Origin of the sequence: Streptomyces sp. NPDC049040, from assembly GCF_043197715.1 — a bacterium.
Classification (GTDB): domain Bacteria; phylum Actinomycetota; class Actinomycetes; order Streptomycetales; family Streptomycetaceae; genus Actinacidiphila.
Genome location: NZ_JBICTO010000011.1, coordinates 73,760 through 86,482, shown reverse-complemented (window position 1 = coordinate 86,482; position 12,723 = coordinate 73,760). Strand labels below are relative to the sequence as shown.

Sequence of the window (12,723 nt, the reverse complement as noted above, 5' to 3'; positions counted from 1 at the left end):
TGGGGTGGATGTGACGGGGATGTGGTCGCTCGTGGTGCCGCTCAAACCGCTCGCGGTGGCCAAGAGCAGGCTGTCGGGCGCGGCAGGAGCGGTACGACCCGCGCTGGCGCTGGCTTTCGCGCTCGACACGGTGGGCGCCGCGCTCGCCTGCGCGGAGGTGGCGGATCTCACCGTGGTCACCGACGATCCTGCGGCGGGCGCCGAAGTGGCACGGCTCGGGGCCTTCGTGGTGGCCGACGTGCCGGCGGCGGGCCTGAACGCGGCGCTGCGGTACGGCGCCGACCGGGTACGGCAGCGCCGCCCCGGGGCGGCCGTCGGAGCGCTGAACGGCGATCTCCCGGCCTTGCGGCCCGCAGAACTGGCCGAGGTACTGCGGGAGGCCGCACGGCTGCCCGGACGGGCTTTCCTGGCCGACACGGCGGGTCCGGGAACAACCTTGCTCACCGCCTCCCCCGGGGTCGCGCTCTCGCCGGGCTTCGGCGGCGCCTCGCGTGACCGCCACCTCGCCTCAGGCGCCCGCGAGATCGCGCTGACCGCGGTGCCGTCGGTGCGGCAGGACGTGGACACCGCGGCGGATCTCGCCGCCGCCCGCGTCCTGGGCCTGGGCCCGCACACCGCGCTGCTCCTGCCGGCCCGCACCGCCTGACACGCCGTGCCGTGCGGCGGCCCCCGGGGCGTGTCCGCAAGGCGGCGTCGCCCGCCCTTCGGCACGCCCGCGGGGGATCACGGGACAGCCCTTAGGCTGGCGGCATGCAAGCGACGGCGTTCACCTTTGACCCCGGCACCCGGGCGGGCAGTGTGCTGCTGGACGACGGGACGCCGGTGGCGTTCGACGCCGCGGCCTTCGACGCGGGGGGCCTGCGGCTGCTGCGGGCCGGCCAGCGGGTGCGGATCCGCACCGAGGGCGAGGGGGACGCGCGGCGGGTGGTCTTCGTGACGCTCCAGACCTATCCGGACCCGGGCGCGTAGGGCGCCGCGCGAGCGGGCAGGCAGTCAGCGGGAGAACGGCGCGGGCCGGGCCACCCCTTGCGGGGTGCCCGGCCCGTCGCGGTCGTCCGGCGCCGCCGGAGGGACTACCTCGATGCGGCCCGCTTGGACGTGGTCTTGCGCGCGGCGGTCTTCTTGCCCGGGGTCTTCTTGGCGGTGGCCTTCTTGGCCGGGGCCTTCTTGGCCGCGGTCTTCTTCGCGGTCGCCTTCTTGGTCGCGGTCTTCTTGGCCGCGGTGGTCTTCTTCGCCACGGTCTTCTTCGCCGCGGTGGTCTTCTTGGCGGCGGTCTTGCGGGCGCTGCCGGCCTTCTTGGCCGCGGCCTTCTTCGTGGTGGTCCGCGCGGTGGTGGAAGCACCACCGCTCAGGCTGCCCTTGGGGGCCTTCTTGACCGCGACCTCGCCGCCGCGCGGGAGCTTCTTGGCCCCGCTGACCAGGTCCTTGAAGCCCTGTCCCGCGCGGAACCGCGGCACGGAGGTCTTCTTGACCCTGACCCGCTCCCCGGTCTGGGGGTTGCGGGCGTAGCGGGCCGGGCGTTCGACCTTCTCGAACGAACCGAATCCGGTGACCGAGACACGGTCCCCGGAGACCACCGCACGGACCATCGCGTCGAGAACCGCGTCAACCGCGTCCGCGGCGGCCTGCCGGCCGCCTACCTTGTCGGCAATCGCTTCTACGAGCTGCGCCTTGTTCACGTCTTCCCCTTCGGAAACTTGCCCGGCGAATGAGTGCGGGCCTTTTCGCACGCTAGGCGGATATATACCGCAAATCAAATACGAAACGGGCGAATCACCCTTGTGCCGCAACGAACTCGGGGGGCTGCGTGATCAGCGATCGGGGATTCCGAGGTCGTCCAACAAGGCCGTCAACACGTCCAGACGCCGTGCCGCGTCGGCGAGATCATGCTTCGCCGCGGCGGTCACCGCGAGCAGCCTGCGAGTCAACTCCCGCCTGGTCTCATCAGGGACTTCGGGGTTGGCCACCCGCGCGTGCGCCTGCTTCAGACGCGCGGCGAGAACCCCGTAGAGCTGGAGTTGGCCGTCGCGTTCCATGCGTCGATTGTGCCATCTGCGGCGAGTTGTCGGCGGTGACAGGGCCAACCGGGTGCTCCGCGGCCCTTCGGCCGGACTTTTGGACGACCGGGACGGCTTCGCGCGGGATCGGCCGCGGACAAGCGGAAGCGCCCCCCGCGAGTTCGCGGGGGGCGCTTTCTTGACGGTCCTGGCGGGGTCAGGCCCTGACGGTGCTGGGCTTCCAGGACGGCCGGCCGCTCTCGTACGCGGCGATGTCCGGCTCGTTGGCCAGCGTCAGGCTGATGTCGTCGAGCCCTTCGAGCAGCCGCCAGCGGGCGTTGTCGTCCAGTTCGAAGGACGCGGTCACGCCCTCGGCGCGGACCTCGCGGGCCACCAGGTCCACGGTGATCTCGGCGGTCGGGTCCTTCTCGGTCAGCTCCCAGAGGCGGTCGATGACCTCCTGCGGCAGCACCACCGTGAGCAGGCCGTTCTTGAGCGAGTTGCCGCGGAAGATGTCCGCGAAGCGGGACGAGAGCACGGTTTTGAAGCCGTAGTTCTGCAGGGCCCACACCGCGTGCTCGCGCGACGAACCGGTACCGAAGTCGGGTCCCGTGACCAGGACGGTGGCGCCCTTGCGCTCGGGGGCGTTGAGGATGAAGGTCTCGTCCTTGCGCCAGGCCTCGAACAGACCGTCCTCGAACCCGTTGCGGGTGACCTTCTTCAGCCAGTGCGCGGGGATGATCTGGTCGGTGTCGACATTGCCGCGGCGCAGCGGCACGGCCCGGCCGGTGTGGGTGGTGAAGGCTTCCATCGGGCTCAGACCTCCGTCAGGACAGGGGCGTCGGACAGGTCGGCGGGCGAGGCGAGGTGGCCGAGCACCGCGGTGGCGGCGGCCACCTGGGGCGAGACCAGGTGCGTACGGCCGCCCTTGCCCTGCCGTCCTTCGAAGTTGCGGTTCGAGGTGGACGCGGAACGCTCACCGGGCGCCAGTTGGTCGGGGTTCATACCCAGGCACATCGAGCAACCCGCGTGCCGCCATTCGGCGCCGGCCTCGGTGAACACCTTGTCCAGACCCTCGTGCACGGCCTGCAGCGCGACCCGTACCGAGCCCGGTACGACCAGCATGCGGACACTGTCGGCGATCTTGCGGCCCTGTACGACGGAGGCGGCGGCCCGCAGGTCCTCGATCCGGCCGTTGGTGCAGGAGCCGACGAAGACGGTGTCCACGGCGACCTCGCGCAGCGGCTGCCCCGCGGTCAGGCCCATGTACTCCAGCGCCTTCTCCGCCGACAGCCGGTCGCCGGGGTCGGCGAAGGACGCCGGATCCGGTACCGACGCGCTCAGCGGCGCGCCCTGGCCGGGGTTGGTGCCCCAGGTGACGAACGGCGCGAGCGTGGCGGCGTCGATCCGCACCTCGTGGTCGAAGACGGCGTCCTCGTCGGTGCGCAGCGTCTTCCAGTACGCGACCGCCGCGTCCCAGTCCTCGCCCTTGGGGGCGTGGTCGCGCCCTTCCAGGTAGTCGAAGGTGGTCTGGTCGGGGGCGATCATGCCGGCCCGCGCGCCCGCCTCGATCGACATGTTGCACACGGTCATGCGGGACTCCATCGACAGCTTCTCGATGGCGGAGCCGCGGTATTCGATGACGTAGCCCTGACCGCCACCGGTGCCGATCTGGGTGATCACGGCCAGGATCAGGTCCTTGGCGGTGACGCCGTCGGGGAGTTCGCCGTCGACGGTGACGGCCATGGTCCTGAAGGGGGCGAGCGGCAGCGTCTGGGTGGCCAGCACGTGCTCGACCTGCGAGGTGCCGATGCCGAACGCCAGCGCGCCGAAGGCACCGTGGGTGGAGGTGTGGCTGTCGCCGCAGACCACGGTGGTGCCCGGCTGGGTCAGGCCCAGCTGCGGTCCCACCACGTGGACGACGCCCTGCTCGACATCGCCCAGCGGGTGCAGCCGCACCCCGAACTCGGCGCAGTTCTTGCGCAGCGTCTCCAGCTGCGTGCGCGAGACCGGGTCGGCGATCGGCTTGTCGATGTCGAGGGTCGGGGTGTTGTGATCCTCGGTGGCGATGGTCAGGTCGGTGCGGCGGACCGGCCGGCCGTTCATCCGCAGCCCGTCGAACGCCTGGGGGCTGGTCACCTCATGGAGCAGGTGAAGATCGATGAAGAGCAGATCGGGCTCGCCTTCGGCGCGGCGGACGACATGGTCGTCCCAGACTTTTTCCGCGAGTGTCCTACCCATCGCTGTCCCTCCGACCCGGGTCGTCTTCGCCCCGGGCCAACTCGGTGTGTGTTCTGCGCTGTGCTCCCAGCCTGACGGCTTCCCGGGAAAATTGAACTTGCGTTTCACAGTGTGAGACGCGAGTATCGTTGCATGGACAACTCTAGCGGCGTCGGCGTTCTCGACAAGGCTGCTCTGGTGCTCAGCGCACTGGAGTCAGGACCGGCCACCCTGGCCGGGCTTGTCGGCGCCACGGGCCTCGCCCGCCCCACCGCGCACCGGCTGGCGGTCGCGCTCGAACACCATCGCATGGTGGCCCGCGACATGCAGGGCCGCTTCATCCTCGGGCCGCGGCTGTCCGAACTGGCCGCCGCCGCGGGTGAGGACCGGCTGCTCGCCACGGCCGGCCCGGTGCTCACGCATCTGCGCGACGTGACCGGCGAGAGTGCCCAGCTCTACCGGCGGCAGGGCGACATGCGGATCTGCGTGGCCGCAGCGGAGCGGCTCTCAGGACTGCGGGACACCGTGCCGGTGGGCTCGACGCTGCCGATGAAGGCGGGCTCCGCCGCGCAGGTGCTGATGGCCTGGGAGGAGCCCGAGCGGCTGCACCGCGGCCTGCAGGGCGCGCGTTTCACCGCCACCGCGCTGTCCGGCGTACGGCGCAGGGGCTGGGCGCAGTCGATCGGCGAGCGAGAGCCGGGCGTGGCGTCGGTCTCGGCGCCCGTGCGCGGGCCGTCCAACCGCGTGGTGGCCGCGGTCTCCGTGTCGGGGCCGATCGAGCGCCTGACCCGCCACCCGGGCCGTATGCACGCCCAGGGCGTGGTGGACGCCGCCGCCAGGCTCTCCGAGGCGCTGCGCCGCTCCGGCTGACCACCGCGCCAGGGCCGACCGTCGGCCCGCCGTCCCGGCCCGCGCCGTCCCCGCGGGCCGGGACGGCGGGCGCTGTACGCCCGTGGGCGCGGGGAGACCGCTCACGCGGCCCGCACGGCCCGGGAAACACGGAAGCCCGTCGCGGATGCGACGGGCTTCACACGTTCTGGTGCTGCGTACCCCCGACCGGATTCGAACCGGCGCTACCGCCTTGAGAGGGCGGCGTGCTAGGCCGCTACACAACGGGGGCGAGCTTTGGCGATCCTCGCGTCGTCCCCTCCGGGTGCGACCCGAAGGGAACGGAATGAAAGGATCTGTACCCCCGACCGGATTCGAACCGGCGCTACTGCCGTGAGAGGGCAGCGTGCTAGGCCGCTACACAACGGGGGCTTGCATACACATGCGCTGGGGTACCAGGACTCGAACCTAGAACAACTGAACCAGAATCAGCCGTGTTGCCAATTACACCATACCCCACCAAAACGCAACCCCTGCGGGTCTTGTTCGGCTTACGCTCCCGGCCGGGCCTTTCGGCCCTCTCGGGCGGCGCAGGAAGAACATTACCCGATCAGGGACACCGCTCCAAAACGGGTATCGCCGCACAGCACTCCGGGCAGCTCGCCGAGTCCGGTGATCCGCACCAGATCCGGCCGTCCGCCCACCCCGTTCCGGTCCAGCCAGATGCCGAGCAGCCCCGCGTCGGCCGCGCCGCGGGCGTCGATGTCCGGCTCGTTGCCGACGTAGGCGACCTCCTGCGGCGGCAGCCCGAGCGCCTGGCAGGCGGCGTGAAAGGCCGCCGCCTCGGGCTTGGACACGCCCAGCTCCACCGCGCACAGCAGCACCTCGAAGCGGTCCCTGACGCCGAGCGCCCGCAGTTTGCGGTCCTGGTGGGCGAAGGCGGAGTTGGACAGCACCGCGTGCCGGTAGCCGGCCGCGAGGCCGTCGAGCGCGGGCACGGTGTCGGGGAAGAGCGCCCAGGCGGCCTCGTAGTGCGTCCGGTGCCCGTCGAACCACGCCTCGGCCTCGTCGTCGGACAGCGGCAGCCCGAGGAAGTCCCGCACCCGGTTCCTGCGCTGCCCGGCGAAGTCGCACTCGCCCGCGGCGAACCGCCGCCAGTGCTCGACGGTCAGGTCCCGCCAACGGTCGAGGGCCCGCTCGACGCTGTCGCAGCCGTCGGGCAGGCCCTCCTGCTCCAGGTAACTCCGCATGCCGACGCGCTCGGCGCCGTCGTAGTCGAAGATCGTGTCGTCGATGTCCCAGAGCACCGCTCGGATCGCCATACGGCCAATCTAACCGGCGCCCGCGGCCCCGGCAGCGGGGCTCAGCCGGCCAGCCTGGCCAGCGCCGCGTCCACCCTGGCCAGGGCGCGGTCCCGGCCGAGGACCTGCAGGGACTCGAAGAGCGGCAGGCCGACCGTACGGCCGGTGACCGCGACACGGACCGGGGCCTGGGCCTTGCCGAGCTTGAGGCCGTGCGCCTCTCCCGCGGCCAGCACGGCCTCCTTGAGCGCCTCAGGACTCGACCAGTCCGCGGCCGCCAGCTTCTCCCTGGCGGTGCGCAGCAGCGCGTCCGAGCCCTCCTTCATCGCCTTCGCCCAGGACGCCTCGTCGGCGACGGGCTCGGGCAGGAAGAGGAAGTCGACGTTGGCGGTGATGTCGGACAGCACGGTGAGGCGGGTCTGCGCGTAGGGCGCGATGGCCTGCCAGGCCGCCTCGTCGAAGTCCTCAGGCGCCCAGGGCGCGTGCGGGGCCCGCAGCCACGGGGTGCAGGCCTCGGCGAACGCCTCGGGGGTGAGCAGCCGGATGTGGTCGGCGTTGATCGCCTCGGCCTTCTTCAGGTCGAAGCGCGCCGGGTTGGCGTTGACGTCGCCGATGTCGAACTTCGCGACCATCTCGGCCGGCGAGAAGACGTCCTGGTCGGCGGAGTAGGACCAGCCGAGCAGCGAGAGGTAGTTCAGCAGCCCCTCGGGGAGGAAGCCGCGCTCCCGGTAGAGGTTGAGCGAGGACTCGGGGTCGCGCTTGGACAGCTTCTTGTTGCCCTCGCCCATGACGTACGGCAGGTGCCCGAACTCCGGGATCTGCTTGGCGACGCCGAGGCCGATCAGGGCCTCGTAGAGGGCGATCTGCCGCGGGGTGGAGGACAGCAGGTCCTCGCCGCGCAGCACGTGGGTGATGCCCATCAGGGCGTCGTCGACCGGGTTGACCAGCGTGTACAACGGGGCGCCGTTGGCCCGGACGATGCCGTAGTCCGGCACGTTCTCCGGGGTGAAGGTCAGTTCGCCGCGCACCAGGTCGGTGAAGGTGATCGCATGGTCGGGCATCCGGAACCGCACGATCGCGCTGCGGCCCTCGGCCAGGTAGGCCGCGGTCTGCTCGGCGGTCAGGTGCCGGCAGTGGCCGTCGTAGCCGGAGGGGCGGCCGGCCGCACGGGCGGCCGCACGGCGGTCCTCGAGCTCCTCGGCGCTGCAGTAGCAGTCGTAGGCGTGCCCGGCCTCCTTCAGCCGGCGGGCGACGTCGGCGTAGACGTCCATCCGCTGGGACTGCCGGTAGGGCGCGTGCGGGCCGCCGACCTCGGGGCCCTCGTCCCAGTCGAGGCCGAGCCAGCGCAGCGAGTCCAGCAGCTGCCGGTAGGACTCCTCGGAGTCGCGGGCGGCGTCGGTGTCCTCGATCCGCAGCACCAGGGTGCCCTGGTGATGGCGGGCGAAGGCCCAGTTGAACAGTGCGGTGCGGACCAGGCCCACGTGCGGGTTGCCGGTCGGCGAGGGGCAGAAGCGGACGCGTACGTCCGTGGAGGGTGCGCTAGCCACGCGAGATCACCTTGTTGGTGAGAGTGCCGATGCCTTCGATGGTGACGGCGACCTCGTCGCCGGGGTGCAGCGGGCCGACCCCGGCCGGGGTGCCGGTGAGGATCACGTCGCCGGGCAGCAGGGTCATCGCCTCGGTGATGTTGACGATCAGGTCCTCGATGGAGTGGATCATCTGTCCGGTGCGGCCGGCCTGGCGCAGTTCGCCGTTGACGGTCGCGGTGATCGCCAGGTCGGCGGCGCCCGCGAGGTCGATGCCGGTCTCGATCCAGGGGCCGAGCGGGCAGGAGGAGTCGAAGCCCTTCGCCCTGGCCCACTGCTTCTCGGTCTGCTGGGTGTCGCGGGCCGTGACGTCGTTGGCGCAGGTGTAGCCCAGGATGACGTCGGCGACCCGCTCGCGCGGCACCTCGCGGCACAGCCGGCTGATGACGACCGCCAGCTCCGCCTCGTGGTGGACCTCGCGGGAGAACGACGGGTAGACGATGTTGTCGCCCGGCCCGATCACCGAGGTGGACGGCTTGAAGAAGGCCCAGGGCGCGGTCGGTACCTCGTTGCCCAGCTCCGCCGCGTGGGCGGCGTAGTTGCGGCCGATGGCGACGACCTTGTTGGGCAGCACCGGCGGCAGCAGGCGGACCTTGTCCAGCGGCACCTTCGTGCCCGACAGTTCGAAGTCGGCGAAGGGGATGCCCTTGATGATGTCGAGGACGAGCCCGTCGTGGCTGCCGGAGCCGGCCGTGGCGGTCGGGTCGCCCTCGACCGCGCCGAAGGCGACATTCCCGTCGATGGAGAACCTGGCGATGCGCATGGGCTCAGCTTAGTAGTCCGGCACCGCTCCGCCCGCCGCCGCGTCGCCGCAGGTCAGGCGGCCGTCGGGGGTGCTCAGGGGATGACGGGGGCCTTGGGCAGCTCGTTGAGGACCGTGCGGCGCGGGTTGGCGGTGTGCTGCGGCAGCTCACGGGGCGCGGCGTCGGCGGCCGGCTCGGCCGGGGCGACCCCGAGTTCGGTCGCGTCCTTCAGATGAGCCAGAGTGGTACGCCGCGGGTTGGCGATCATCTGGCGGAACATCAGGGTGGTCTTCATCGGCCGTCGAAACCTCGGGGACTCGGCGGGCCGCACAGGGCGGACCGTGGTTGACAGAAGTGCGCTTCGTGTAAACCACCACGCTAGCCGCGGCCATTCCCCAGCGCCGCGCGGCCCATCCATCTGACGGGTTGTGATTTTGCTCACCAAGTGAGTGGCAATTCCGTCATTGCGGACACTCCCCCGCGTTCCACTAATCGGGCATCGGGCACCGATCACCACGAAACGCCCATCGGTGGTCCACCCTGAGTGATGCATACGACCTATGCAAACTTGACTCCAAGGTCCGTAATCGACCGATTTCGGGGAATCGGGGGTCGACGGAACGTACGGACCGCTGGACAGTCAGTCACGGAATCCAACAGGTCGGCTACGGGCCTTGTTGGGAGATCCAGCACTGTGCTGGAATTCCCCGGACCGCCGCGTCACATCGAGCCGGCGCGCAGGGGGCGCGTACGAGCACCGAGCGGCGGTGACGGGCTTCAACGGTCTCCTCGCAATCCGGGGCGGCCCCGGCCCCCATGACTCGACACCGTCCTGTCCGCTTCACCGCGGGGGACGCCTGGTCCAGAGGTTGCGACGCTAGTGCAGGGACGTTTCAAGAGGGACAGCGCCGCGGCGGGCGACCCGGAGCAGCAGCCCGGCGGGACCGGCAACGGTCCTGCCCAGGCGACAGCCGACTCCGGAGGCGCCACGCCGGGAACGGCCGCGGCCACCGGACGGACGAGCACGCCCAGCGGCATCGAGGCGGGCCGGATCACCGGCCTGGACGCCAAACCGGGCTCCCGAATAATGATGCGCAACTGGCGCATCAGCACCAGGCTGGTGTCACTGCTGGCCCTGCCGGTGGTCACCGCCGGTGCGCTCGGCGGGCTGCGCATCCAGAACTCGTTCCAGAACATCCACCAGTTGCAGCGGCTCAACTCGCTGACCGACATCGCCGAGCACGCGACCGACCTGGCAGACGCCCTGGCCGAGGAACGCGACAGCTCCGCCGGTCCGATCAGCGCCGGAAGCCCCACCGACGCGGTGGCCGCGACCCGGCAGACGACCGACCGCGAGAACAAGCTCTACCGCAACGCCAGCGACAACATCTCCACGGACGACTCGCTGTTCAGCGGCGTCCGTTCCAGCCTGATCGCGATCGACACCCAGCTGACCCAGCTCAGCCGGCTGCGGGACGAGGCCTTCACCAGCCAGTCCTCGATCGCCACCACCGTCTCCTCGTACGACAGCATCATCCAGTCCCTGCTGGGTCTGTCCGTCGACATGGCGCAGGCCACCCAGAACTCGGAGATGGTGACCAACACCCGTGCGCTGGCGGCGTTCTCGTCCGCCAAGGAGTACGAGTCGATCCAGCGCGCGGTGATCAGCGCCGCGCTGGCCAAGGGCGACGTCCTCGACCCGAGCGACTACCAGTCGGTCAAGTGGGGCGCGGCCAACGAGGACATCAACCTCACCCGTTTCCAGACCCTCTACGGCTCCAAGAGCGCAGAACTGCTCAAGCCGATCGAGGGCGGCAACGACACGATCACCGCGCACGACATGATGCGTGAGCGGATCGCCGGCTCCGCGGACGCCATCAAGGGCGTCCACACCTCGTACCTGGACTGGGACGACGCCGCCAAGGCGAAGATCGACGCGATGAACCGCATCGAGCGTTCACTGCTGAACGAGATGCGGCAGAAGTCGCTCGAACTGCAGAGCGAGGCCAAGCAGGACGCGCTGCTCTCCGGCGCGATCATGCTGCTGGTCCTCGGCATCGCCGTCGTCGGCGCCTTCGTGGTCGCCCGCTCCATGATCCGCTCGCTGCGCAGGCTCCAGCAGACCGCGCAGGACGTCGCCCAGAAGCGGCTGCCCGAGCTGGTCAAGCAGCTGTCGGAATCCGACCCGCAGGACGTCGACACCTCGGTCGAGTCGATCGGCATCAACAGCCGCGACGAGATCGGCCAGGTCGCCCGCGCCTTCGACGAGGTCCACAGCGAGGCGGTCCGGCTGGCCGCCGAGCAGGCGCTGCTGCGAGGCAACGTCAACGCGATGTTCACCAACCTCTCGCGCCGCAGCCAGGGCCTCATCCAGCGCCAGCTGTCGCTGATCTCGGAGCTCGAGTCCCGCGAGGCCGACCCGGACCAGCTGTCCTCGCTGTTCAAGCTGGACCACCTCGCCACCCGTATGCGCCGCAACGGTGAGAACCTGCTGGTCCTCGCCGGTGAGGAGCCGGGCCGCCGGTGGACCCGCCCGGTCCCGCTGGTCGACGTGCTGCGCGCCGCGGCGTCCGAGGTGGAGCAGTACGAGCGGATCGAGCTGACCTCGGTCCCGTCCGCCGAGGTCACCGGCCGTATCGTCAACGACCTCGTCCACCTGCTCGCCGAGCTGCTGGAGAACGCCACGTCGTTCTCCTCGCCGCAGACCAAGGTGCGGGTCACCGGTCACGCGCTGCCCGACGGGCGGGTGCTGATCGAGATCCACGACACCGGCATCGGCCTGTCCCCGGAGGACCTGGCCGACATCAACGAGCGGCTGGCCAACCCGCCGACCGTCGACGTCGCGGTGTCCCGCCGCATGGGCCTGTTCGTGGTCGGCCGGCTGTCCCTGCGGCACGGCATCCGCATCCAGCTCCGCCCGTCCGACTCCGGCGGCACGACCGCGCTGGTCATGCTGCCCGTGGACGTGACGCAGGGCGGTGCGAACGCCAAGGCCAACGCCATGGGCGGGGCGCGCCCCGGTGCCACTCCCCCGGCGGCTCCCGCCGCGAACTCCGGCGTGGCCGGCGCCTTCGGCAACGCGCCGAACGCTTCGCAGGTCGGCAGGCCGCCGCAGCGCGGCCAGGTCGGTGGCGGCGCGCAGCGCCCGGCGCTGGCCCCGGGCGCGGGACGCCCGGGCGGCGGCGCACCGCAGCAGCCCGGAACACCCCGCTGGGCGGCGCAGGACGGCTCGCAGGGCTTCCCCGCCGACGACCGGGGGCTCCAGGACACCCCGCGCGGCCACGAGGACGTCGAGGCGGCTCCCGCGTTCGACGCCTTCGACGGCAGCGGCCCCGGCCAGCAGCAGGACACCGGCGCCAGGGCGGACTTCCGCCAGGGCGGCAACGACGACCAGTTCGGCGGCCAGCAGGGCAACCGCGGCGGCCAGTTCCCGCCCCCGCAGCAGCAGGGCACCGGGCCGAGCGGCTTCCGCTCCGACGTCTTCGGCGGCCGTTCAGGACCGCGTCAGGGCGGCGGCAACGACCAGCAGCGCCCGCAGGGCGGCCAGGGGGGTCCGGGCGACACCGCTCAGTTCCCGCAGGTGCCCGCGACCCGCGACGACTTCCCGCAGGGCAACACGGGCCAGTTCCCGGCCCACCGCGGCAACGACGCGGGCCAGGACTTCGGCCGGCCGCCCCGCACCCCGCAGGAGACCTACGGCACCGGGCAGTTCCCGGCGCAGGGCGGCCCGGGTGACACCGGCCAGTTCGCGCGCCCCGGCCAGGGACGCAACGACGGCACCGGCCAGTTCCCCGTCCAGCAGCAGCCAGGACAGGGCGCCCCCGGCGGCACCGGCCAGTACCCGGTGCAGCAGGGGCAGGGCGGTCCCGGCGACACCGGCCAGTTCGCGCGCCCCGGCCAGGGACGCAACGACGGCACCGGGCAGTTCCCGGTGCAGGGCGGCCCCGGCGAGACCGGCCAGTTCGCGCGCCCCGGCCAGGGACGCAACGACGGCACCGGCCAGTTCCCCGTCCAGCAGCAGCCAGGACAGGGCGCCCCCGGCGGCACC

At 71.5% G+C, this 12,723-nt stretch carries 12 protein-coding genes and 3 tRNA genes; 4 read left to right on the top strand and 11 right to left on the bottom strand.

What is annotated here, in order from left to right; all coding sequences use genetic code 11:
- The first annotated feature begins 19 nt into the window (after positions 1-19).
- Together cofC and ACGFMP_RS25460 are read left to right on the top strand one after the other, a co-directional pair.
- Positions 20-646: a 2-phospho-L-lactate guanylyltransferase gene (gene cofC / locus ACGFMP_RS25465; protein WP_393675412.1), complete on the top strand. Its 627-nt coding sequence runs from the start codon at positions 20-22 to the stop codon at positions 644-646.
- Between the two features lie 104 nt (positions 647-750).
- Positions 751-969 carry a hypothetical protein gene (locus ACGFMP_RS25460; RefSeq protein ID WP_393675300.1) on the top strand — a complete coding sequence of 73 codons (219 nt, stop codon included), beginning with the start codon at positions 751-753 and terminating at the stop codon, positions 967-969.
- A gap of 104 nt (positions 970-1,073) precedes the next feature.
- Here ACGFMP_RS25460 and ACGFMP_RS25455 read toward each other — a convergent pair whose 3' ends face one another.
- The 4 genes from ACGFMP_RS25455 to leuC form a co-directional block, all read right to left on the bottom strand.
- The gene (locus tag ACGFMP_RS25455; RefSeq protein ID WP_393675299.1) at positions 1,074-1,679 is read right to left on the bottom strand and encodes an HU family DNA-binding protein; all 606 of its coding nucleotides are present in this window, start codon (positions 1,677-1,679) and stop codon (positions 1,074-1,076) included.
- Positions 1,680-1,811: 132 nt separating this feature from the next.
- On the bottom strand, positions 1,812-2,036 hold the full coding sequence (locus ACGFMP_RS25450) for a hypothetical protein (RefSeq protein ID WP_393675298.1): 225 nt from the start codon (positions 2,034-2,036) through the stop codon (positions 1,812-1,814).
- A gap of 178 nt (positions 2,037-2,214) precedes the next feature.
- The gene (gene leuD, locus ACGFMP_RS25445; RefSeq protein ID WP_393675297.1) at positions 2,215-2,808 is read right to left on the bottom strand and encodes a 3-isopropylmalate dehydratase small subunit; all 594 of its coding nucleotides are present in this window, start codon (positions 2,806-2,808) and stop codon (positions 2,215-2,217) included.
- Positions 2,809-2,813: 5 nt separating this feature from the next.
- On the bottom strand, positions 2,814-4,238 hold the full coding sequence (gene leuC / locus ACGFMP_RS25440; protein ID WP_393675296.1) for a 3-isopropylmalate dehydratase large subunit: 1,425 nt from the start codon (positions 4,236-4,238) through the stop codon (positions 2,814-2,816).
- Between the two features lie 132 nt (positions 4,239-4,370).
- Between leuC and ndgR the strand changes: the two genes are divergently transcribed.
- Entirely contained in the window at positions 4,371-5,087 is a 717-nt protein-coding gene (gene ndgR / locus ACGFMP_RS25435) for an IclR family transcriptional regulator NdgR (protein WP_393675295.1), read from the top strand.
- 177 nt (positions 5,088-5,264) lie between these two features.
- Here the strand turns inward: ndgR and ACGFMP_RS25430 are convergent.
- From ACGFMP_RS25430 to ACGFMP_RS25400, 7 genes are all read right to left on the bottom strand, one after another.
- Positions 5,265-5,337, bottom strand: a tRNA-Glu gene (locus ACGFMP_RS25430).
- A gap of 67 nt (positions 5,338-5,404) precedes the next feature.
- Positions 5,405-5,477, bottom strand: a tRNA-Glu gene (locus ACGFMP_RS25425).
- 15 nt (positions 5,478-5,492) lie between these two features.
- Positions 5,493-5,564, bottom strand: a tRNA-Gln gene (locus tag ACGFMP_RS25420).
- Between the two features lie 83 nt (positions 5,565-5,647).
- Positions 5,648-6,367 carry an HAD family hydrolase gene (locus tag ACGFMP_RS25415; protein ID WP_393675294.1) on the bottom strand — a complete coding sequence of 240 codons (720 nt, stop codon included), beginning with the start codon at positions 6,365-6,367 and terminating at the stop codon, positions 5,648-5,650.
- A gap of 41 nt (positions 6,368-6,408) precedes the next feature.
- Complete coding sequence (gene gltX / locus ACGFMP_RS25410; protein WP_393675293.1) at positions 6,409-7,893, bottom strand: glutamate--tRNA ligase; 1,485 nt, start codon at positions 7,891-7,893, stop codon at positions 6,409-6,411.
- Positions 7,886-8,695: a fumarylacetoacetate hydrolase family protein gene (locus ACGFMP_RS25405; RefSeq protein WP_393675292.1), complete on the bottom strand. Its 810-nt coding sequence runs from the start codon at positions 8,693-8,695 to the stop codon at positions 7,886-7,888. Before ACGFMP_RS25405 ends, gltX begins: the two co-directional genes overlap by 8 nt.
- A 74-nt stretch (positions 8,696-8,769) precedes the next feature.
- On the bottom strand, positions 8,770-8,970 hold the full coding sequence (locus tag ACGFMP_RS25400; RefSeq protein WP_393675291.1) for a hypothetical protein: 201 nt from the start codon (positions 8,968-8,970) through the stop codon (positions 8,770-8,772).
- 795 nt (positions 8,971-9,765) lie between these two features.
- On the opposite strand from ACGFMP_RS25400, the gene ACGFMP_RS25395 reads away from it, so the two are divergent.
- The coding region (locus ACGFMP_RS25395) for a nitrate- and nitrite sensing domain-containing protein (protein WP_393675290.1) at positions 9,766-12,723 on the top strand (2,958 nt) is incomplete at its 3' end.